Genomic DNA, 22,029 nt, shown 5'->3' with positions numbered 1-22,029 from the left:
CTCCGGCGAGGCCTGGCATGAGCGAAACAGCCAAATCCGACCTGACGCGCAAGCAGAACATCGCCTTCGCGGCCATGATCGTGCCGTGGGTGCTGGTGGGGATCTACGTCTTCTTCCAGATCCCCCGCGACGAGGGCGAGATCCTGTGGACCGAGTCGCTCAATCCCGGCGGCTGGATGGCCTGGGTGTTCCCCACTGCGACGTTCTTCTGGGTCGTGGCGGGCATCCTGATCGCCTTCTCGATCCTGGCCATCCGTTTCCCCGAGACGCCCAAGCGCGGCATTCTGGGGATCGAGACTACGCGGGGGGACAGGTTGTTCATCTCGCTTCTGATTGCGGGTTTCCTGAACCTCGCATGGCTGGGCCTGGAAATCGGGCCCCAGTACCTGGCGCTTGTCGTCAGTCTTGTCATCGCGGGCGGCATCTTCCGCTACGCGTGACGCGTTACCAACGAAAGAACGATAAAATCCGAAAGGGAGGATGAAATGAACCGTTCACTCAGATCGACCACCGCCTTGGCGATGGCGCTGGGGCTGCTTTCCACCCCCGCCATCGCGGGCATGGAAGAGGCGATGGAGTTCCTCGACAACGAGATCAACGGCATGAGCACGCTCAGCCGCGAGGAACAGGAAGCCGAGATGCAGTTCTTCGTGGACGCCGCCGAGGCGTTCCAGGGCATGGACATCAACGTGGTGTCGGAAACCATCACCACGCACGAGTATGAAAGCCAGGTGCTGGCCCCGGCCTTCACCGCCATCACCGGCATCAACGTCACCCACGACCTGATCGGCGAGGGCGACGTGGTCGAGCGTCTGCAGGTGCAGATGCAGTCGGGCCAGAACGTCTATGACGCCTTCGTCAACGACAGCGACCTGATCGGCACCCACTGGCGCTATGGCCAGGCGCGCAACCTGACCGACTGGATGGCGAACGAGGCGGCCGACGTCACCTCGCCGACGCTGGACCTGGATGATTTCATCGGCACCCAGTTCACCACCGGGCCCGATGGCAACCTGTACCAGCTGCCCGACCAGCAGTTCGCGAATCTTTATTGGTTCCGCTACGACTGGTTCAACGACGAGAAGAACCAGGCCGATTTCCAGGAGCAGTTCGGCTACGAGCTGGGCGTTCCGGTCAACTGGGCGGCCTACGAGGACATCGCCGAGTTCTTCACCGGCCGTGACCTGAGCCACATGGGCGTCGAGGGCGAAGTCTTCGGCAACATGGACTACGGCAAGAAGGACCCGTCGCTTGGCTGGCGCTACACCGATGCGTGGATGTCGATGGCCGGCATGGGCGACACCGGCGAGCCGAACGGCCTGCCGGTCGATGAATGGGGCATCCGCGTGAACGAGAACAGCCAGCCCGTCGGCGCCTGCGTCGACCGTGGTGGTGCGGCCAACTCGCCCGCGGCGGTCTATGCCGTCAACAAGGCGATCGAGTGGCTGGAAAAGTACTCGCCCCCCGCCGCCGCCGGCATGACCTTCTCCGAGGCCGGTCCGGTCCCGGCGCAGGGTCAGATCGCCCAGCAGATGTTCATGTACACGACCTTCGTTCCGCCGCTGGTGGAGTCCGAGGCCGTGATGAACGAGGACGGCACGCCGAAATGGCGCCTGGCCCCGTCGCCGCACGGCGTCTACTGGGAAGAGGGCATGAAGGTCGGCTATCAGGACGTGGGCTCGTGGACCATCCTCGACTCCACCCCGGTCGACCGCGCCAAGGCCGCGTGGCTCTATGCGCAGTTCGTCACCTCGAAGACCGTGGACGTCAAGAAATCCGACGTCGGCCTGACCTTCATCCGCGAGTCGACGATCAATTCGGACCACTTCACCGATCGCGCCGACGGCCTGGGCGGACTGGTCGAGTTCTATCGCTCGCCGGCCCGCGTCCGCTGGTCGCCCACCGGCACCAACGTGCCTGACTACCCCAAGCTCGCGCAGCTGTGGTGGCAGAACATCGGTGACGCCATGTCGGGTGCGAAGTCCACGCAAGAGGCGCTGGATACGCTGTGCTCGGACATGGAAGACGTGATGTCCCGGCTCGAGCGGGCGGGCGTCCAGGGTGACCTGGGGCCGGTCCTGAACGAAGAGCGGGATCCGGAGTACTGGCTGGAGCAGCCGGGCGCGCCGAAGCCCGCGCTCGAGAACGAGGACGAAGAGCCCCAGACCGTCGGCTACGACGAGCTGGTCCAGTCCTGGCAGCAGTGATCTCTCCCATCTGAGAGACCTTCGGGGCGCGCATCGCAGGGTGCGCGCCCTTCTTCTTTTCGGCGACCGCCCGAACGAAAAAGGCCCGGCATCGCTGCCGGGCCTTCTGTCATCCAAGTGTCGTCGTCTACTTGCTGGCCACCAGTTCGATCAGCTTCTGGTGGTCCTTGTCGAAATTGCGGATACCCTCGGCCAGCTTCTCGGTCGCCATGGCATCGGCGTTCATCCGCCAGCGGAAGGTGGATTCGTCCATCTTGATCGGCGCCACGCCGCTGGCCGCGTCGGGCGACAGCTTGCGTTCGAGCGGCGCGTCCTCGTTCGCCATCTCATCCAGCAGCTTGGGCGAGATCGTCAGGTTGTCGCAGCCCGCCAGCGCCTTGATCTGGTCGGTGTTGCGGAACGAGGCGCCCATGACGACGGTCTCGATCCCGTTCGACTTGTAGTAGTCGTAGATGTCGCGCACTGATTTCACGCCGGGATCCTCGTCGGGGGCGTAGCTGTCCTTGCCCTCGGCCTTCTTGTACCAATCCGTGATCCGGCCCACGAAAGGCGAGATCAGGAACGCCTTGGCGTCGGCACAGGCCACGGCCTGCGCCATCGAGAACAGCAGCGTCAGGTTGCAGTCGATGCCGTCCTTCTGAAGGATCTCGGCCGCGCGGATGCCTTCCCACGTCGAGGCGAGCTTGATCAGGATGCGGTCCTTCTCGACCCCGCGGTGCTCGTAGTCGGCGATGATCTCGCGCGCGCGGGCGACCGAGGCGTCGGTGTCGAAGGACAACCGGGCATCCACCTCGGTCGAGACGCGGCCGGGCACGATCTTGGTCAGTTCGGCGCCCACGGCCACGGTCAGGGTGGCCGTGATCTCTTCGGCCGACATGCCCTTGGTCCGGCCGGTCTGGATCTCGCGCGCGATCAGGTCTTCCGACGCTTCGTCGTTGATCGCGGCCAGCACCAGGGACGGGTTGGTGGTGCAGTCGACGGGCTTGTATTTCTTGACGGCCGCCACCTCGCCGGTATCGGCGACGACGGTCGTCATCTCGCGCAGCTGGTCGAGAACGCTGGTCATAAGGCTCCTCCTTCTGGTGCGCGCGGGGGCCGGTCCGGGTGGGCGCGGGGCACCGCCTGCGCGGGTAAATTGCGCGCGGCAAAGACCTGCCGCACCCGATGTTGTAGCGGTCGAAGCGGGGTAAGGCCACGCATCCTTTGGAATTTCCTGCTTTGGGGCCGCTCAGGCGGGGCGCAGGCCCAGGATCGCCCGCGCCTCGGCCGGTGTGGCAACGGGCCTTTCGTGCCGCGCGCAGATCTCGGCGGTGCGCGCGACCAGGGCCGCGTTGGATGGCGCGAGGCTCTGTGCGTCCAGGCGGATATTGTCCTCGAGCCCGGTGCGCGCGTGGCCCCCGGCGGCGATCGCCCAGTCGTTCACCACCGCCTGGTTGCGCCCGACGCCCGCCGCGCACCACGGCGCGTCGGGGCCGAACAGGCGCCGCGTGGTGGCGACGTAGAAATCGAAGACCTCGCGGTCCGCCGGCATGGCATTCTTCACGCCCATGACGAACTGCACGTAGGGCGGGTCGGCCAGGCGCCCGTCATCGGCCATCTTCTTGGCTTGGAAAATATGCGAAAGGTCAAAGGCTTCGATCTCGGGCTTCACGTGATGCTTCAACATTTCCGCCGCCAGCCAGTCCACAAGGTCGGGCGGGTTCTCGTAGACCCGGGTGGGGAAATTGTTCGACCCGACCGACAGCGACGCCATGTCGGGCGCCAGCGGCAGCATTCCACCACGTGCCGTCCCCGCGCCCGACCGTCCGCCGGTCGAAAGCTGCACGATCATGCCGGGGCAATGTTTCTCGATCCCCTCCTTCAGTGCGGCGAACCGGTCGGGGTCCGAGGTCGGCGTGCCGTCGTCCTCGCGCACATGGGCGTGGCAGATCGCGGCGCCCGCCTCGAACGCGGCGTGGGTCGACTCGATCTGCTCCGTCACCGTGATCGGCACGGCGGGATTGTCGGATTTCTGCGGCACGCTGCCGGTGATCGCGACGCAGATGATGCAGGGGGCTGGCATGGCGGTGGTTTTCCTCGCGGCGATGGTCGGCGTGATCCTAGACGCACGGATCAAGCGGGGCCAGAGCGTGCGCAACCGGGGCTTTCGGCGGCCGCGCGGCCGGCTTAGAAGCGTGTCATGGATGACGACGCGCCAAGCTATTTCGTGGGGGTCGACGGCGGCGGATCGGGGTGCCGCGCCGTGATCGCCGACGCGACGGGCCGCGTCCTGGGTCGGGGCGATGCGGGTCCTGCGAACGCCACCACCGACCTCGTTCTCGCGACGCTCCACGCCGCCGACGCCGTGTACCAGGCCGTGAGCGCCGCGGGGCTGGAGCGTGACGTTCTGGCCAGCACCACCGCCCATGTGGGGCTCGCCGGTATCATGGATCTGCCCATGGCCCGGCAGGTCGCGGCCGACCTGCCGTTTCGCGCGCGGGTTAGCGACGACCGCCGCACCTTCGTGGCGGGCGCCTTGGGCGACACGCGCGGCGTGCTGATTGGGCTGGGCACCGGCACCATCGCGGCGCGGTGGGACGGGCGAAAGGCGCGGTTCATCGGCGGCTACGGCCTGCAGGTGTCGGACCAGGCGTCGGGCGCGTGGCTTGGCCGTGCGGCCCTGTCCGAGACGCTGCTGGCGCATGACGGCCTGCGTTCCGGCTCGGACCTCGGGCATCAATTGATGGCCCGCATGGGGGGCGATCCGGCGGGCATCGTCGCCTTCGCCGCGCGCGCCACGCCCGCTGACTACGCCGCACTGGCGCCGCTGGTCGTGACCCCCGCCGCGGCGGGGGATGACATCGCCTGCGACCTGATGCGGCGCGGTGCGGACTACATCGACCGTGCCGTGCGGGCGCTCGGTATTCCGCGCGGCGGTGTCTTGTGCCTCGCGGGCGGGGTCGGGTCTCACTACGCGGGCTGGTTGCCCGACGACCTGCAAGCGGTCCTGGCGCCACCGCGGGGATCCGCGCTGGACGGGGCGTTGTCGCTGGCCATGGCGCAGGCGCGATGAGCCGGCTGGCCCTGACCGCCGCCGCGATCTTCGATGGCACGAGATTGCACCCGGACGCCGCGGTGCTGGTGGACGACGCGCGGGCCGAGGCCGTGGTTGCCCTGACCGAGATTCCGCCGGATGTGCCGCGCCTGGCGCTGGAGGGGGTCCTGTCGCCCGGTTTCGTCGATCTCCAGGTCAATGGCGGCGGCGGCGTGATGCTGGGGGCGGGTGCGACGGTCGACGATATTGGGCGGATCGCGGCGGCGCACCGCGCCATGGGCACCCGCGCGCTGCTGCCGACGCTCATCACCGACACGCCCGCTGCCACGCGCGCGGCCATCGACGCCGTGGCGGCTGCCATCGCGGCGCGGGTTCCGGGCGTGCTGGGCCTGCACCTGGAGGGGCCCCACCTGGACCCCTCGCGCCACGGTGCCCATGACCCGCGCCTGATCCGCCCCATGGAGGACGCGGACGAGGCGGTGCTGCTGGACGCCGCGCGGCGCCTGCCGAACCTGAAGGTGACGCTGGCCCCCGATGCCGTCGCGCACGACCGGATCGCGCGGCTGGCGCAGGCGGGCATCCTCGTCTCGCTCGGCCATGGCGATTGCACCTATGAGAGCGCCCGCGCGGCCATCGACGCGGGCGCGCGCTGCGTGACGCATCTTTTCAACGCCATGAGCCAGATGGCCAACCGCGCCCCGGGGTTGGTGTGTGCGGCGCTCGATGACGGGCGCGTCTCGGCCGGGATCATCGCCGACGGCCACCACGTCCATCCCGCGAGCCTGCGGGTCGCCCGCGCCGCCAAGGCGGCGCCGGGGGGCCTGTTCCTGGTCACCGACGCCATGGCGCCGGCGGGCACCGATGCCACCGATTTCCGGCTGGGCGCGCGCCGGGTGCTGCGCGCCGATGGCTGTCTGCGGCTGGAGGACGGTACGCTGGCGGGGGCCGACCTGGACATGGCGCGCGCGGTCGCGATCATGCAAAGCGCGGGCGGCGCGGATTTCTCCGAGGCACTGGCCATGGCGACATCGCGGCCCGCGGATCTGCTGCGCGCGCCGGGGCAGGCGGGGCGGCTGATCGGCGCCGCGCTGGACGACTTGATCGTGATCGACGGCAATACGGGCAGCGCCCGGGCGCTGCCCGATCCGCCGGCGCAATACCGCGCCGCGCTTGGACATGAGGGAGGATAGAAAATGCAGGACTGGACCGGATCGGTGGCGATCGTCACCGGGGGCGCATCGGGGCTGGGCGCCGCGACGGCGTTGCACCTGGCGGGCCGGGGGATGAAGGTGGCGATCCTCGATCTCGACGGCGACGCGGCGGCGGCCCAGGCCGAACGGGTGGGCGGGCACCACGCCGCCTGCGATGTCTCGGACCCCGACAGCGTCGCTGCCGCTATGGACGACGTGGTCGGGCAGCTGGGCGCGCCGCGGGTGCTGGTCAATTGTGCGGGGATCGGCCCGGCGGCCAAGACCGTGTCGCGGGGCCAGCCCCATGACCCGACGCTTTTCGACAAGGTGGTGCGGGTGAACCTGCTGGGCAGCTTCCACGCCGCCAGCCAGGCTGCCGCCCGCATGGCCGCGCTGGATCCGGTGGGGCTCGACAATGCGCGCGGGGTCATCGTGAACACCGCGTCGGTGGCGGCCTTCGACGGGCAGGTGGGGCAGGTGGCCTACGCCGCGTCCAAGGGCGGCATCGCGGGCATGACCCTGCCCATGGCGCGCGACCTGGCCGACAAGGGCATCCGCGTCTGCACCATCGCGCCGGGCCTGTTCCTGACGCCGCTGCTGCAAGGGCTGCCCGACGAGGTGCAGCAATCGCTGGGCGCGCAGGTGCCGTTCCCGTCGCGCCTGGGCGACCCGGGCGAATTCGCGGCCATGGTGGGCCATATCGTCGAGAACCCCATGCTGAACGGCGAGGTCATCCGGCTGGACGGCGCGATCCGGATGGCGCCGCGCTAGCTGCTGCAGAATGACCGCCGCTTGGCCGTGCCCACCTTCGCGCCCGCGCGGGGCAGGGTCGCACCCGGTCCCATGACAGGAGCCCCCCGCCCGTGACCGAGATCGTCCTCGACCCGCATGCGCCGGAATTCGCCGCCGACCCCTACGCCGTCTATGCCAGGATGCGCGCCCAAGGGCCGTGGTTCCACGCCGAGACCGACACATGGATGCTGACGCGCATCGCGGATGTCGAGCGGGTGGTGCTGGACCGTTCCATGGTGCGCGCGCTGGAGGACGGCGCCTCCCCCGAGGAGGCCGAGGCGCGGCGGCGCCGGATGAACTGGCACGACATGCCCTATCACCAGCGCTTCGTGCAGACCAACCTGCTGGAATCGGACGGGGCCGAGCATGACCGCCTGCGCGCCGTGGTGGCCCGGGCCTTCACGCCCAAGGCGGTCGACCGCCTGCGCCCGGCCATCGCCGCGCATGTGGAGGGCTTGCTGGAAACGGTCGCGGGCCAGCCGCGGATTGACTTCATCGAGGACGTGGCCGCCCATGTCCCTGGCGTCGTGATCGGACGGCTTCTGGGCGTTCCGGACGCGGATAGTCCGCGCCTGCGGTTCTGGTCCGAGGAGGTCGTGCGCTTCTTCGACCCGGGGCGCGACGACGCCGACAAGGCCCGCGCCGAGCACGCCACCCGCGCCTTCCACGACTACCTTGTCGACCTGCTGGACCGCCGCGCGTCGGTGCCCGAGGACGACCTGCTGACCGGGCTGCTGGCGCGTCACGGCGAGGGCGACCTCAGCCGGGACGAGCTGATCGCGACGGTCATGCTGATCCTCATGGCGGGCCATGGATCGACCATCGACGTGTTGGGGACCGGGCTGCTGGCGCTGCTGCGCTTTCCGCAGGCCGATGCCGACCTGCGCGCCGACCCGGGCCTGCTGCGCCCCGCGATCGACGAGATGTTCCGCTTCGATCCGCCGCTGCCCTATTTCCACCGCTTCGCCACCGCCGATTGCACCGTCGGCGGGCGGGATTTCCCGGCGGGCACGCGGTTCGGCCTGCTGTACGGCGCGGCCAACCGCGACCCCGGCCGGTTCGAACGGCCCGACATCTTCGACATCCACCGTCCCCGGGCGCGGCACGTGGCATTCGGGGGTGGCGCACATTTCTGCCTCGGCAACCACCTTGCGCGGATGAGCATGGAGCTGGTCTTCACCGCGCTGCACCGCAGATACCGGCAGATCGCGCTGGCCGGGGACAACTTGCGCTTCAAGCCGGGGCTATCGGTGCGGGGATTGGAGAGCCTTCCGCTGGTGTTGGAGCGAGCCTAGCTGCCTTGGCGGCCCGCCACCCGCGCCTGTCGGGTGGGGGAAACGCTGGTATGGCGGGCCTTGCCGCGAAACCGGGGTGGCTTCTCGACCATCCGGACCGGCCGAAATTGCCGTTCCGTCAACAATAGGTATCGCTCAAACTGAGAGCTTCCAGCGTGGGCGCCAAGTTTCCTGTGCTGGACACCGTGTCCGAAGGTCGCAATCGTCGGGGCCGTGGCGGTTTCCAGGCCCCGACGCAGCGGTCACTGTGCCGGAAGCACTTTCGCGGTCTGCTGGCCCAGCCCGGCGATGCCCAGAGTGATGGTCTCGCCGCCCGACAGGAAACGCGGCGGCTTGAAGCCCATCCCCACGCCCGGCGGCGTCCCGGTCGAAATCACGTCGCCCGCCTGCAGGCTCATGAAGCGGCTGCAATAGGACACCAGGTGCGGCACGTCGAAGATGAGGGTCGATGTATTGCCCGCCTGCATCCGCTCGCCATCCACGTCCAGCCACATCTCCAGGGCGTTCACGTCGGCGACCTCGTCGCGGGTGACCAGCCACGGTCCGATGGGGCCGAAGGTATCGCAGCCCTTGCCCTTGTCCCAGCTCCCGCCCAGTTCGAGCTGGTATTCCCGCTCGGACACGTCGTTGATGACGCAAAAGCCCGCCACGTGATCCATGGCGTCCGCCTGGTCGATATAGGCACCCGGCTTGCCGATCACGACGCCCAGCTCGACCTCCCAGTCGGTCTTGGTCGATCCCCTGGGGATCTGGATGGGGTCGTCCGGCCCCTGGATGGCCGAGGTCCACTTGTTGAAGATGATGGGCTCGGCCGGGATCGGCATGCCGGCTTCCTCGGCGTGGTCGGCGTAGTTCAGGCCGATGCAGATGAACTTGCCGATGCCGCCCACGCAGGGGCCAAGGCGCAGATCCTCCTGCGACGTGCCGTCGACCAGCGGCAGGTCGGACGGATCCAGCGCGGCCAGCCTGGCCAAGCCTTCGGGGTGCAGGGTCTCTCCCGCGATATCGGTGACGACGCCGCTCAGGTCACGCACGCGGCCGTCGTCGTCGAGCAGGCCCGGTTTCTCGGCGCCGGGCGCGCCATGGCGGAGCAGTTTCATGCTGTCCTCACAGGTTGCTGGTCGGAAGGGCGGCGCGGGCAGGGCGCCCGCGCACGCGTCTGAAAAAGGGGCAGGGGCTCAGGCGGCTTTGCCGTCACCGCCCAGGCCCGAGATCGCCTGGATCAGGCTGTCCTCGGTCACCTCGTCCGAGGTGAAGGTCCGCATGATCCGGCCGGAATACATGGCCACGATCCGATCCGATACGTGCAGCACCTCGGGCATTTCCGAGCTGATGACCATGACGGCATAGCCCTTGGCCGCGAGGCCGCGCAGCAGCTTGTGGATCTCGGACTTGCTTCCGACATCGATGCCGCGCGTGGGCTCGTCCACGATCAGCAGGCTGGGATGCATGGACAGCCACTTGCCGATGACGATCTTCTGCTGGTTGCCGCCCGACAGGTTTCCGACCCGGGCCCGCCAGCCCGGCGTGCGGATGTCCAGCTGGTCGCGATACTGGTCGAAGATGGCGACCTCGGCGCCCTCGGCCACGAAGGGACCGGCGGTCAAATCGTCCACCTGGGGCAGGGTCATGTTGTCCCGGCAGTTCATGCCCAGGACCAGGCCCTGGCCCTTGCGGTCCTCGGGGACCAGGCTGATGCCGCGGGCGATGGCGTCGACGGGCGAGTTCAGCCGGACCTCTTCGCCGTCGAGCAGGATCTGCCCGGCCGAGGGATCGCGCAGGCCGAACAGCGTCTCGGCGATCTCGGTCCGGCCCGCGCCGACCAGCCCGTAGAAGCCCACGACCTCGCCGCGGCGCACCTCGAAGCTGATATCGGTGTAGAGCTTGCCGCAGCTGAGGCCCCGCACCTCGAGCGCGACGTCGCCCAGTTCGTGGTGCGACGCGTTGCGCGTCAGGTCCAGCTTGCGGCCGATCATCATCTGGGTGACGCGTTCCTCGTCGGTCTCGGGCGTGGCGACAGTGCCCTGGTACTGACCGTCGCGCAGGACGCTGATCCGGTCGGTGATCTTGAAGATCTCTTCCATCCGGTGGCTGATATAGATGATGCCCACGCCGTCGGCCTTGAGGTCGCTGATGACGTCGAACAGCACCACCTTCTCGGCGTCGGTCAGCGATGCGGTGGGCTCGTCGAAGATCACGGCCTTGGCGTCGACGGTCAGGGCGCGGGCGATCTCGACCATCTGCTGGTTGGCGATCGACAGGTCGCCCACCCGGGTCAGGGCGTCGAAGCCTACCCGCAGCTTCTTCAGGATCGCGTTGGTCTTTTCGGCCAGGGTCTTCCAGTCGACCCGGCCGAAGCTCTTGCGCGGCAGCTCGCCCAGGTAGATGTTCTCGGCCACCGTCAGCTCCTCGGCCAGGCTCAGCTCCTGGTGGATGAAGACGATGCCCTTGGCCTTGGCTTCCAGCGGGCCGGACATGACGACCTGCTCGTCGCCCATGTAGATTGCCCCGCCATCGGGCTGGTGGATGCCGCCCAGCACCTTCATCAGGGTGGATTTCCCGGCGCCGTTCTCGCCCATCAGGGCGTGGACCTCGCCGGGCATCACGGCGAAGGACACGCCGTCGAGCGCCCGCACGCCGGGGAACGTCTTGACGATGCCGTCGAGCCGCAGGATCGGTTTCGTATCGGTCATACCTTCAAGGCCTCCTTGCCCTTCACGTTCAGCTGACGGTCGAGGAACAGCACGGCGATCAGGATCAGGCCGATCACGAGGTTCACCGTGGACGTATCGGCGCCGATATGGCCCAGCCCCTTGCGCAACAGCTGGATGGCGATGACACCGCCGAAGGTGCCGATGACGCTGCCCGCGCCGCCGGTGATCTTGGTGCCGCCCAGCACGACGGCGGTGATGACCCACAACTCGTAGAGCTGGCCGTCATTGGGGTTTACCGACCCCGATTCCGAGTAGAAGACCACCGCAGACAGGGCCGCCAGAAAGCCGATGATCGCGAAGTTGATCATCATGTGCGGCCCGACGCGGATGCCCGCGTTCACCGCCGCCTCGCGGTTGTCGCCGATGGCATAGGCGTTTCGGCCGTGGACCGTCTTGGTCATCAGGAACCACATGGCCCCCGTGGCGGCCAGCAGGAACCACGACGCGGTGGCGATCCCCAGGAACTCGGCCTCGGCGAAGTCCACGAGGGTCCAGTTCAGGTGGCTGGTCGGGTTCTCGCCGTTGAACATGAAGACGATGCCGCGATAGCCCAGCATCGACCCCAGCGTGACGATGAATGCGTCGACGCCGGTCTTCCAGACCAGCAGACCGTTCAGCGCGCCCAGCAGGGTGCCCACGATCAGCGCGAACAGCCACGCGAAGGGGATAGCCCAGTCGCCCATGGCGGCCATGAAGGGCCATGTCATGCTGTCGAGCAGGATGATCGCGGCGATGGCGAAGGTGGCCCCGACGCTCAGGTCGATATTGCCGTTCACCATCACGATGGTCATGCCCATCGCGATGATGCCGATGGGGGCCGACTGCTTGAGCAGCAGCAGCATGTTCTCCCAGTCCATGAAGGCCGTGTCGCTGAGCGACATGAACTCTCCCGCGACCGAGAAGAAGATCAGCTCGAGCACGATGAAGCCCCAGATCGCGCCGTTCTTCAGCGCCTTGGACAGTGCACCAGGTTGCATGGTCTTGCTCCTTCCTCAGGCGATGGGCGACCAGAGCCGGCCACGCTTGGCGGCAATGTCGAGCCAGACGGCCAGGATGATGATCACCCAGGTCACGACGTATTGGACGTAGAATTGCAGGCCGAGCAGCAGCAGCCCGTTCTGGATGAAGCCCAGGATCAGCACCCCGATCACGGTCTTGAAGATCGTGCCCGAGCCGCCCATCAGGGACGCGCCGCCCAGGATCACGGCGGCCAGCACCTCGAGCTCCAGGCCCTGTCCCACGGTGTTCTGCGAGCCCAGGCTGCGGCTGGCCTGGATCAATCCGGCGGTGGCGACGCAGAAGGCCGACAGGATGTAGCACATGAAGACCGTGCGCGCGCGCCGGATGCCCGAGAAGGTCGCGGCCGTGCCATTGCCGCCCACGGCATAGACCTTGCGGCCGAAGGGCGTGCGCGACAGCATCAGCCCCAGCACCGCGGCCAGCAGGGCAAAGATCAGGATCGGCACCGGGATGCCCAGGGCAGTGCCCTGTCCGAAGACGCTGAACCAGGTGCCTTCCTTGTCGGCGATGTCCATGTTCTGGCCGCCCGAATAGGTCAGCGTCAGACCATGGATCGCCGAGAGCATCCCCAACGTGACGATCAGTGAATTCAGCCTGAGATACCCGACGAGTATCCCGATGAAGGCCCCGAGGCACAGCGTCATCGCGAACATCGCCGGGATGGCGAGGAACGGCCCGATCTTGTCGTGCAGATCCAGCACCACGATGGTCGAGAAGCTCATCATCGAGCCCACCGACAGGTCGAGGTTGCCCGAGATCACCACGAAGGTGACGCCGAGCGCCATGACCCCCAGGATAGCCGAGGACCGCACCACCGAGAAGACGTTGTCGACGGTGAGGAACTTGTTGTTGGCCAGTGTGAAGGCCACGATGAACACGGCAAAGGCGATCAGGATGCCCTGTTTCGCCAGAACGCTGCCGATCTTCTGCTTGGAAAGTGTCGCCATAGCTCCTCCTCGGGCGCTGGGCCGTCCGGCCCGCGATCCGTCCGCTGAAATCAAACCAGGGTCATGCCACCGTCGATCATGACGATCTGGCCGGTCATGTAGTCGCTGTCCCTCGAGGCCAGGAAGGTCGTGGTGCCGGTGATGTCGTCCGGCTTGGCCACGCGGCCCTTCAGGATCTCGGCCGAGAACTCTTCCATCGCCTGGCCGGGCCGTTGCGATGCGCCGATTTCCAGAAGGTCGCGGTCGACCTCTTCCCACATCTCGGTGGCTACCACGCCGGGGGCGAAGCCGGTCACGGGGATCCCGTGCTCGGCCAGTCCGCGCGCGCCCGACTGGGTCAGCGACACGACGGCCCATTTCGACGCGCAGTAGGGGGCGACGTTGTCGAAGCCCTGCCGCGACGCGATCGAGGCGGTGTTGATGATCTTGCCGGCGATGCCGTCGGGGCCCTTGCCCTGCGCGATCATCTGGCGCGCGGCTTCCTGCATGCCGATCATGCAGCCCAGGCCGTTGACGCCCATGATGAAATTCCAGTTGTCGTCGGTCACGTCGAGGAAGTTCATGGGCTTGTTGACGCCCGCGTTGTTGAACTTCACGTCCAGCCGACCGAATTTTTCGACCGTGTGGGCGATCATGGCGCGCACCGCCTCGCGGTCGGTCACGTCCACCCTGGCGGAAGTCACGGCGTCGGCATGGCCGTTCCGGCCACTGACCTCGGCCACTTCGGCGGCCTGATCGCCGTTGATGTCTGCGAAACAGACCTTGGCACCCTCGGCCACCAGCGCTTCGCCGATGGCGCGTCCAATACCGCGTGCGGCACCGGTCACGATGCATACCCGTCCTTCGACGCGTCCCATGTCTCCCCCCGGGTTCGTCTTCTACCGTAGTCTGAAAGGTGCGGGGCGCGCGTACCGCAGTCACGCGCGCCCCGCCGTCGGGAGGAGTCTTAGAAGACGGGCTTCGAGAACTCGTCCATGTTGTCCTGGGTGATCTTCGGCGTGTCGAAGTAGTTCAGGAAGGGCACTTCCTCGCCGTTCAGGATGTCGATGGCCGTCTGCAGCGCGGCTTCCGCGTCATCGACCGGCGACTGGTAGATCGAGCCCCAGTAATCGCCCGCCGCCATGGCCTCGTAACCCACGGCGAAGTTTGTGGCGCCGACGAAGATGATCCCGTCGCGGCCCGCGGCCTTGGCGGCGTTCAGGGCGCCCACGCCCATGTTGTCGTCGCCGGCATAGACGCCGTCGATGTCGTCATACTTGACCAGGAAGGCCTCCATGACCTGCTGCGACTTCTCGCGGTTCCAGTCGCCGGGCTGGGTTTCGACCAGCGTGACGTCCGGGCAGACCTCGGGCAGGCGATCCTCGAAGCCCTTGGCGCGCTCGATGGCGGTGGTGTAGCCGGGCTGACCGCTGATCTGTACGACGCGGGCCTCGCCCTCGATGCCCTCTTCCTTGAACTTGTCGCACATGATCTCGGCCGAGCGTGCGCCCTGGGTGATGTTGTCGGGGCCCGAGAAGCTGGCCACGAAGTCGAAGCCTTGCTCGGCGATGTTGGAGTTGGTGACGATCACCGGGATGTCGGCCTGCGCGGCCTTGCGCACTGCGGGGATCACGGCTTCGCCGTTGGTCGGCCAGATGATGATCGCGTCGACGTCCTGCTGGATCAGGTCTTCCATCTGGGCGATCTGGCGGGCCACGTCGCCGCCGGCGTCCAGGACGACCGTTTCGACGTTCTCGTTCTCTTCGGCGGCGGCGATGAAGGCCTGCTCGTAGGTGGTCTGGTAGCTGTCGACGCCCACGTTGTTCTGAGTGATGCCGATGCGCATGGTGCCGCCATGCTCGCCCGCGAAGGCGGCGCCGGCCAGCATCGCGGTGGCCGCAGTGGTGGCGGCGAAGGTGCTGCGAAGGTTCATTTTCGTTCCTCCCGAAACGTAAGAGATGTTGGTTCAATTCCTCTCAGCGGGCCGGTTCGCCCCACCCGCCATCATTCGAACCACCGAATGATCGTGATCAATATGAGAGATCGGTTCCCACCCGAATGCCGGAAAGATGTCCAATGTGGATAAAATATTATCCGGAGTGGATGAATTGCGCGTATGATCGCCCTTCCAGGTTGGACAATTTCAAGAGGTGCGAACGTGAAGCGCGACAAAATGTCCAGATTGAGGGGTGTTTTGCCAGCGGCGTCACGCCGCGGGGAGGAAGGCACGTCTGCAATGAATTCGATGGTTGGGCATAGGCAGGACGAGGTCGCGCCACGCGCGGCGCCCGACGATGCCTTGTCCATTCTGACGTTTCTCGAGGAATTCAGCGACGAGATCGAAGACGGCTTCGACATGGTCACGCCCGAGCCGCATTTCCGCATGGCACTGCACCTGCTGCGCGGCCATTTCGAGGCGCGGGTGGTCACGCCCACCTCGGTCATCGGCGCCAGCCGCGTGCCCTACGCCACGGCGAACCGGCGGCTGAAGGACATGGTCGCGGCGGGCCTGATCGAACAGCGTCCCCGCACCGCCACCGGCAAGAGCTTTTCCATGCATCCCAGCGACCGGCTCCTGTCGCAATGGATGCAGATGTCGGGCCGCGTGCGCCGGCTGTGTGAACAGCAGTTCGGCCGGGGCGGGCAGGGCGCCGAGTCGCAGGATTACTTCTTCGGCGGCAGCTACAGCGCCGCCCGCTCGATCCCGCCGCTGCCGGTGCGGACCGATCCGCTGAAGCTGGCGTCGGGCCTGCGGGTCCTGGTGCATGGCGATCCGACCTTCATGGTGATGGTCAATCTCAAGCGCCAGTTCGAGCAGGCCATCGGCGTCCCGATAAAACAGCGCGCCTTCTCGATCGACCGGCTGCGGGCCGAGGCGCTGCGCAACGCCGCACGTCCCACCAGCCGCTATGACATCATCGCGGTCGACCTGCCGTGGATGGGTGAATTCGCCGAGGCGGGCGTGCTGATGCCGCTGGAGCGGGCCTTCGACATCGCGCGGCTGGACCCGGCCGATTTCCATACGGCTGGCTGGAGCGCGACGCACTGGGGCGGCATCGCCTACAGCGTGCCGGCGCAGACCACGCCCGAGCTTCTGTTCTATCGCCGCGACCTATTCGCCGAGGCCGGGCTGCGCCCGCCCGAGACGACGGACGACCTGCTCGACGCCGCGCGGACGCTGCATCAACCCCAGCGCGGGCGGTACGGCATCGCGTGGAACGCGGCGCGGGGCACGGCCCTGGGGCATACGGTGCTGATGACCATGGCCGATTTCGGCCAGCCCGTCGTCTCGATGCCCGAGATCGCGGGCGGCTTCGACACCGCGTCGCTGGCGCGGCACGACTACCGCGCCACCATCGACACGCCGGCCGGCCTGGCCGCGGCCGAGTTCCTGATGCAGCTGCTGGACTACTCGCCGCCCGACATCCTGTCGATGTCCTGGTACGAGCGGATCCGCCCCTACGCGGCGGGCCGTGCGGCGATGGCCTATGGCTATACCCTGCTTGCGCCGTATTTCGAGAACGACCCGAGTTCACCCGCGTACGGCCAGACCGGCTACCTTCCGCATCCGCCGGTGCGCGGCGGGCGGCCCATCGCCCATGTGGGCGGCTACGCGCTGGGCATCCCTGCCAACCTGCCGCGGGAACGGATCGCCGCCGCGGCCGAGGCGCTGTGCGTCTTCACCTCGCCCGAGGCGCAGAAGCTGTACGTCCAGAACGGCAGCCGCACCAACCCCCGCTACACCGTCGCGGCCGACCCCGAGGTGCGCCGTCTTTCCACCATCTTCGAGGCGGTGGACGAGATGTCCTGGCGCGACGAGCTGCAATTCTGGCCGCGCCCGCCGGTCCCCGAGATCTCGGGCATCTTCCAGATCTGCGGCGAGGAATTCCACGACATGCTGCGCGGGGTGCAATCGCCGCGCGCCGCCCTGCGCGCGGCCCAGGCCCGCGCGGACGACTTGCTGAAACGCTGAACAACGACTCATCGAGGAGGAGACACCATGGACCCCAACCGCCTGAAGGGAAAGAACATCCTGATCACCGGCGCCGCCCGCGGCATGGGTGCCGCGAACGCCGAAAGCTTTGCCGCGCAGGGCGCGAACGTCACGCTGGGCGACCTGGACGAGGCCGAAGCGCAGAAGGTCGCCGAGCGGATCAACAGCGCCGGCAACGGCAAGGCGATCGCGGTGAAGATGGACGTCACAAAGCGCGCGGACAACGCCGCCGCCGTGAAGGCCACGGTCGACGCCTTCGGCTCGATCAACGTGGGCCTCTTCAATGCCGGCCTGAACAAGCCGCGCTTCTTCATGGACATCGACGAGGACAATTGGGACCTCATCATGAACGTGAACACCAAGGCCATGTGGCTTGGCATGCAGGAGACCGCCAAGCAGATGATCGCGCAGGGGCCCATGGAGAATCACCCCTACAAGCTGATCAACGTGGGCAGCATCGCGTCGCGCAAGCCGCTGGTGGACGTGACCGTGTACTGCACGTCGAAATACGGCTGCCTCGCCCTGACCGAATGCGGCGCGCTGGGCCTGGCCGAGCACAACATCACCGTAAATGGTTACGCCCCCGGCGTCGTCGTCACGCCGCTGTGGGAGCAGCTGGACAAGGACCTGGTCGAGATCGGCTTCAAGGAGCGCGCGGGCCAGGCCTATGACGACATCGTCGAGAACAACCTGGTCATCAAGCGCGTGTCCTACCCGAAGGACATCGTCGGCACCGCCTCGTTCCTGGCCAGCGACGACAGCGACTACATGACCGGGCAGATGATCTCGGTCGATGGCGGCTGGGTCACGAAGTAACGCCGCACCCCCGTCGATCCCCCACCACAAATCATGGGCGCCGCTGCCATGCGCGCCCGGAAGGAGAACACCATGTCACGCGCCCTGATGCCCAACTTGCTGACGCCGCAGGATCTCGAGCCGAACTGGCGCTGGGAGGGCAAGCTGCCCGCCTCGGGTCACATGTCGGTGGATTTCGAACGCCGAATCGACCACGACCGCCTGCGCCGCTATCGCCTGGCCCGCACGCGCCAGTCGCTCAAGAACTCGAACGCGGGCTCGCTGCTGCTGTTCGACGTGAACAACATCCGCTACGTCAGCGCCACCAAGATCGGCGAATGGGAACGGGACAAGATGTGCCGCTTCTGCCTGCTGACCGGCGACGACTCGCCCTATGTCTGGGACTTCGGCTCGGCCGCGGTGCACCACCAGAAATACTCGGACTGGCTGGAACCCGACCACTGCCTTGCGGGCGTCGTCGGCATGCGCGGGACCATCCCGCCCGAGTTCGGGCTCATGCGCAAATACGCCAAGATGATCGCCCAGCTCATCAAGGACGCGGGCATGGCGAACATGCCGGTGGGCGTCGACTATGCCGAGACCGCGATGTTCCATGCCCTGAAGGAAGAGGGGATCAACGTGGTCGACGGCCAGCAGATCATGCTTGCCGCGCGCGAGATCAAGAACTGGGACGAGATCCAGCTGTTGACGCAGGCCGCCTCGATGGTCGATGGCGTATACCACATGATCTACGAAGAGCTGAAACCCGGCATCCGCGAGAACGACATCGTCGCATTGTCGAACAAGATGCTCTACGAGATGGGCTCCGACGACGTCGAGGCGATCAACGCCATCTCGGGCGAGCGGTGCAATCCGCACCCCCACAACTTCACCGACCGGTATTTCCGCCCCGGTGACCAGGCGTTCTTCGACATCCTGCAATCCTACCAGGGCTATCGGACCTGCTATTACCGGACCTTCAACATCGGCCGCGCCACCCCGGCGCAGAACGATGCCTACGTGAAGGCGCGGGAATGGATCGATGCCTCGATCGCGATGATCAAGCCGGGCGTGTCCACCGACAAGGTGGCCGAGGTCTGGCCCACGGCCGAGTCGCTGGGTTTCCCCAACGAGGACGCGGCCTTCGGCCTGCAATTCGGACACGGCCTGGGGCTGGCGCTGCACGAGCGGCCGATCATCAGCCGGGCGGTGTCCATGGATCACCCCATGGAGATCCAGACCGGCATGGTCTTCGCGCTTGAAACCTATTGCCCGGCCGCCGACGGATATTCCGCCGCGCGCATCGAGGAAGAGGTCGTGGTGACCGAGGATGGATGCGAAGTGATCAGCCTGTTCCCGGCCGAGGAACTGCCCATTGCAAACAGGTACTGACCCATGACCAACCCCTTCGATCTGACCGGGCGAAAAGCACTTGTGACCGGCGGGGCGACCGGCATCGGCGAGGGCATTGCCCTCGGCCTTGCCGCCGCCGGCGCCGACGTGGCGCTGACCTATCGCAGCCACGAACCGGACGAGACGCTCGACAGGATCCGGGCGCACGGGGTGAAGGCCGCCGCCGTGCGCGCCGATTTCGCCGGCATGGACCAGGCGCAGGCGGACGAGGTCGTATCCTTCGCCGCCAACGCGCTGGGCGGACTGGATATCCTGGTGAACAACGCGGGCATCATCCACCGCGAAGCATCGACCGACATGCCGTTGGAAGACTGGCGGCGGGTGCTGTCGGTGAACCTCGATTCCGTCTGGCTGCTGTGCCAGGCGGCGGGACGTCACATGGTGGCGCAGGGATCGGGCAAGATCGTCAACGTGGCCTCGGTGCTCAGCTCGCAGGGTGGGCTGTTCGTGCCGGGCTACGCGTCCAGCAAGCACGCGGTGCTCGGGCTGACCCGGGCGCTGTGCAACGAATGGGCGGGGAAGGGCGTGAACGTGAACGCCATCGCGCCCGGTTATACCGCCACCGACAACACCCAGGCCCTGCGCGATGACCCGGACCGGTCGAAGGCGCTGCTCGACCGGATCCCGGCGGGCCGCTTCGCCGAGCCGTCCGAGATCGCCGGTGCCGCCGTCTTCCTTGCCTCCGACGCAGCCGCCTACTGCCATGGCAGCGTCGTGACGGTGGATGGCGGCTGGCTGGCCCGCTGAAGGAGCTATTCGATGGATCAGACACTGACAGGCAAGACCGCGCTGGTCACGGCCGCGGGGGCGGGCATCGGCCGCGCCTCGGCCGAAGCGCTGGCCGCGCGCGGGGCGAGCGTCATCGCCACCGATATTGACGGCGCTGCCGTCGAGGACCTGGCCGCCACCTCCGACCGGATCACCGCCCGCAAGCTGGACGTGATGGATGCCGACGCGGTCGCCGCGCTGGTGGGCGAGATCGCGCCGGTGCACGTGCTGGTGAACTGCGCGGGCTGGGTGCATACCGGAAGCATCCTCGACTGTGACGAGGACGCTTGGGACCGGTCCTTCGCACTCAACGCCAAGGCCACCTACCGGATCACCCGCGCCGTCCTGCCGGGGATGCTCGAGGCGGGGCAGGGCTCGATCGTCAACATTGCCTCGGTCGTGTCGTCATTGAAGGGCGCGCCGACGCGCTTTGCCTACGGGTCGTCCAAGGCCGCGATCATCGGCATGACCAAGTCCATCGCCGCCGATTTCGTCAAGCAGGGCATCCGCTGCAACGCGATCTGTCCCGGCACGGTCGAAAGCCCGTCGCTGCAACAGCGGCTGGCCGATACCGGCGACTACGAGAAGGCGCACCGGGATTTCACCGCACGCCAGCCCATGGGCCGGCTGGGCCAGCCCGACGAGATCGCCGAGATGGTGTGCTATCTCGCCGGCGACATGTCGGCCTTCACCACCGGGCAGGCCTTCGCCATCGATGGCGGGTGGTCCATCTGATGCGACTGGACCGGGCCGCCTCGATCGACGACCTGCGTGCCATGGCCAAGCGCCGGATCCCGCGTTTCGCCTTCGACCTCGTGGATGGCGGGGCCGAATCCGAGCGGAACATGCGGCGCAACGCGGAAGCCTTCGAAGAGATCGAGCTGACGCCCCGCTACATGACCGACGTGGGCCGGATCGACACGCGCGCCAGCGTGCTGGGGCAGGATTTCGACCTGCCGTTCGGAATGGCGCCCATCGGGATGCTGAACGCATTCTGGCCCGAGGCCGACGTGACGCTCGCGCGGCTGTGCAAGCGGGCGAACATGCCCTACGTCGCCAGTTCCGCCGCCTCGACCACGCTGGAGCGTCTGGCCGAGGCCGCGGACGGCAACGGCTGGTTCCAGCTTTACGTCTCGGCCGACCAGGGCGTGACCGACGGCCTGGTCGACCGGGCCGAGGCCGCCGGTTACCCGGTGATGATGGTCACGGCGGATGTGCCCGCCGCCGGCAAGCGCGACCGCGATATTCGCAACCAGCTGGCCGTGCCGTTCAAGTTCACGCCCGAGGTCATGGTGCAGCTGGCCAAGAACCCGCGCTGGTCGCTGGAAAGCGCCGCGCATGGCAAGCCCAACATCGCCAATTACGCCGACCTGCTGAAGGCGGCCACGTCCTATGCCGACGTGCAGAAGACGCTGATCACCCCCAGTTTCGACTGGGAGGACCTGAAGCGTCTGCGCGCGCGGTGGAAGGGCAAGCTGCTGGTGAAGGGCATCCTGCACGCCGAAGACGCCGCGAAATGCGCCGAGCTGGGCTGTGACGGCGTCGTGGTGTCGAACCACGGCGGGCGGCAGGTGGCCTTCGGGCCGCCCACGATCGAGGCGCTTCCGGCCATCGCGGACCGGGTGGCCGGCCGCATGGCGGTGCTGGTCGACAGCGGCATCCGCCGCGGCGCCGACCTGCTGCGCGCCAAGGCGCTGGGCGCCGATTTCTGCCTCACGGGCCGGGCACTGGCCTTCGGCGTGGGCGCAGGCGGGGCCAAGGGCGCCGAGCGGGCGCTGGATATCCTGCGGCTGGAGCTGGAACGCGCGCTGGGACAGCTGGGCGCCGGATCCTTCGACGCGGTCGGCCCCGAGGCGCTGTCGCGCCCGCGCTGAGACCGCG

General features: G+C 67.4%; 20 protein-coding genes. 12 read left to right on the top strand and 8 right to left on the bottom strand.

Going from position 1 to position 22,029, the window contains the following annotated elements:
• Nucleotides 1–17: 17 nt before the first annotated feature.
• Together BMX96_RS12815 and BMX96_RS12810 are read left to right on the top strand one after the other, a co-directional pair.
• Nucleotides 18–440 (top strand): DUF2160 domain-containing protein, encoded by a 423-nt coding sequence (locus BMX96_RS12815; RefSeq protein WP_236737059.1) that lies wholly within the window; start codon nucleotides 18–20, stop codon nucleotides 438–440.
• A 45-nt stretch (nucleotides 441–485) separates the two neighbouring features.
• Entirely contained in the window at nucleotides 486–2,207 is a 1,722-nt protein-coding gene (locus BMX96_RS12810) for an ABC transporter substrate-binding protein (protein ID WP_091845849.1), read from the top strand.
• A gap of 127 nt (nucleotides 2,208–2,334) precedes the next feature.
• On the opposite strand, the gene tal is transcribed toward BMX96_RS12810, so the two are convergent.
• Nucleotides 2,335–3,273, bottom strand: a complete 939-nt coding sequence (tal, locus tag BMX96_RS12805; protein WP_073129731.1) for a transaldolase — start codon at nucleotides 3,271–3,273, stop codon at nucleotides 2,335–2,337.
• 162 nt (nucleotides 3,274–3,435) lie between these two features.
• Nucleotides 3,436–4,269 (bottom strand): 3-oxoadipate:acetyl-CoA acetyltransferase, encoded by an 834-nt coding sequence (locus BMX96_RS12800; RefSeq protein ID WP_091845848.1) that lies wholly within the window; start codon nucleotides 4,267–4,269, stop codon nucleotides 3,436–3,438.
• A gap of 117 nt (nucleotides 4,270–4,386) precedes the next feature.
• On the opposite strand from BMX96_RS12800, the gene BMX96_RS12795 reads away from it, so the two are divergent.
• The 4 genes from BMX96_RS12795 (at nucleotide 4,387) to BMX96_RS12780 (ending at nucleotide 8,518) form a co-directional block, all read left to right on the top strand.
• Nucleotides 4,387–5,259: a glucosamine kinase nucleotide-binding domain-containing protein gene (locus BMX96_RS12795; RefSeq protein ID WP_091845847.1), complete on the top strand. Its 873-nt coding sequence runs from the start codon at nucleotides 4,387–4,389 to the stop codon at nucleotides 5,257–5,259.
• Nucleotides 5,256–6,431 carry an N-acetylglucosamine-6-phosphate deacetylase gene (gene nagA, locus BMX96_RS12790; RefSeq protein ID WP_091845846.1) on the top strand — a complete coding sequence of 392 codons (1,176 nt, stop codon included), beginning with the start codon at nucleotides 5,256–5,258 and terminating at the stop codon, nucleotides 6,429–6,431. The genes BMX96_RS12795 and nagA overlap by 4 nt, the downstream gene beginning before the upstream one ends.
• A 3-nt stretch (nucleotides 6,432–6,434) precedes the next feature.
• Complete coding sequence (locus BMX96_RS12785; RefSeq protein WP_091845845.1) at nucleotides 6,435–7,202, top strand: SDR family NAD(P)-dependent oxidoreductase; 768 nt, start codon at nucleotides 6,435–6,437, stop codon at nucleotides 7,200–7,202.
• A gap of 92 nt (nucleotides 7,203–7,294) precedes the next feature.
• A complete protein-coding gene (locus tag BMX96_RS12780; protein WP_214606848.1) occupies nucleotides 7,295–8,518 on the top strand; it encodes a cytochrome P450 in 1,224 nt (407 codons plus the stop codon).
• Nucleotides 8,519–8,760: 242 nt separating this feature from the next.
• On the opposite strand, the gene BMX96_RS12775 is transcribed toward BMX96_RS12780, so the two are convergent.
• From BMX96_RS12775 to BMX96_RS12750, 6 genes are all read right to left on the bottom strand, one after another.
• Complete coding sequence (locus BMX96_RS12775; RefSeq protein ID WP_091845844.1) at nucleotides 8,761–9,618, bottom strand: fumarylacetoacetate hydrolase family protein; 858 nt, start codon at nucleotides 9,616–9,618, stop codon at nucleotides 8,761–8,763.
• Between the two features lie 78 nt (nucleotides 9,619–9,696).
• Entirely contained in the window at nucleotides 9,697–11,211 is a 1,515-nt protein-coding gene (locus tag BMX96_RS12770; RefSeq protein WP_091845843.1) for a sugar ABC transporter ATP-binding protein, read from the bottom strand.
• Complete coding sequence (locus BMX96_RS12765) at nucleotides 11,208–12,209, bottom strand: ABC transporter permease (protein WP_073129712.1); 1,002 nt, start codon at nucleotides 12,207–12,209, stop codon at nucleotides 11,208–11,210. Before BMX96_RS12765 ends, BMX96_RS12770 begins: the two co-directional genes overlap by 4 nt.
• 15 nt (nucleotides 12,210–12,224) lie before the next feature.
• Nucleotides 12,225–13,199: an ABC transporter permease gene (locus BMX96_RS12760; RefSeq protein WP_091845842.1), complete on the bottom strand. Its 975-nt coding sequence runs from the start codon at nucleotides 13,197–13,199 to the stop codon at nucleotides 12,225–12,227.
• 50 nt (nucleotides 13,200–13,249) lie between these two features.
• On the bottom strand, nucleotides 13,250–14,056 hold the full coding sequence (locus BMX96_RS12755; RefSeq protein WP_091845841.1) for an SDR family NAD(P)-dependent oxidoreductase: 807 nt from the start codon (nucleotides 14,054–14,056) through the stop codon (nucleotides 13,250–13,252).
• 89 nt (nucleotides 14,057–14,145) lie between these two features.
• On the bottom strand, nucleotides 14,146–15,111 hold the full coding sequence (locus tag BMX96_RS12750) for a sugar ABC transporter substrate-binding protein (protein WP_073129705.1): 966 nt from the start codon (nucleotides 15,109–15,111) through the stop codon (nucleotides 14,146–14,148).
• A gap of 303 nt (nucleotides 15,112–15,414) precedes the next feature.
• Here BMX96_RS12750 and BMX96_RS12745 point away from each other — a divergent pair, with 303 nt between their 5' ends.
• From BMX96_RS12745 to BMX96_RS12720, 6 genes are all read left to right on the top strand, one after another.
• Entirely contained in the window at nucleotides 15,415–17,151 is a 1,737-nt protein-coding gene (locus tag BMX96_RS12745) for an ABC transporter substrate-binding protein (protein ID WP_091845840.1), read from the top strand.
• Nucleotides 17,152–17,178: 27 nt separating this feature from the next.
• Nucleotides 17,179–17,988 carry an SDR family NAD(P)-dependent oxidoreductase gene (locus BMX96_RS12740; RefSeq protein WP_091845839.1) on the top strand — a complete coding sequence of 270 codons (810 nt, stop codon included), beginning with the start codon at nucleotides 17,179–17,181 and terminating at the stop codon, nucleotides 17,986–17,988.
• A 72-nt stretch (nucleotides 17,989–18,060) separates the two neighbouring features.
• Nucleotides 18,061–19,359: a M24 family metallopeptidase gene (locus BMX96_RS12735; protein ID WP_091845838.1), complete on the top strand. Its 1,299-nt coding sequence runs from the start codon at nucleotides 18,061–18,063 to the stop codon at nucleotides 19,357–19,359.
• 3 nt (nucleotides 19,360–19,362) lie between these two features.
• Nucleotides 19,363–20,127 (top strand): glucose 1-dehydrogenase, encoded by a 765-nt coding sequence (locus BMX96_RS12730; protein WP_091845837.1) that lies wholly within the window; start codon nucleotides 19,363–19,365, stop codon nucleotides 20,125–20,127.
• Between the two features lie 12 nt (nucleotides 20,128–20,139).
• On the top strand, nucleotides 20,140–20,883 hold the full coding sequence (locus BMX96_RS12725; RefSeq protein WP_091845836.1) for an SDR family oxidoreductase: 744 nt from the start codon (nucleotides 20,140–20,142) through the stop codon (nucleotides 20,881–20,883).
• Nucleotides 20,883–22,022 (top strand): alpha-hydroxy acid oxidase, encoded by a 1,140-nt coding sequence (locus BMX96_RS12720; protein ID WP_236737058.1) that lies wholly within the window; start codon nucleotides 20,883–20,885, stop codon nucleotides 22,020–22,022. Before BMX96_RS12725 ends, BMX96_RS12720 begins: the two co-directional genes overlap by 1 nt.
• The last annotated feature ends 7 nt before the right edge of the window (nucleotides 22,023–22,029 follow it).

It is taken from the genome of Palleronia pelagia (assembly GCF_900110115.1).
GTDB lineage: Bacteria > Pseudomonadota > Alphaproteobacteria > Rhodobacterales > Rhodobacteraceae > Palleronia > Palleronia pelagia.
Note: the sequence above shows the minus strand (reverse complement) of the source record. Positions and strands in the feature narration are given on the sequence as shown.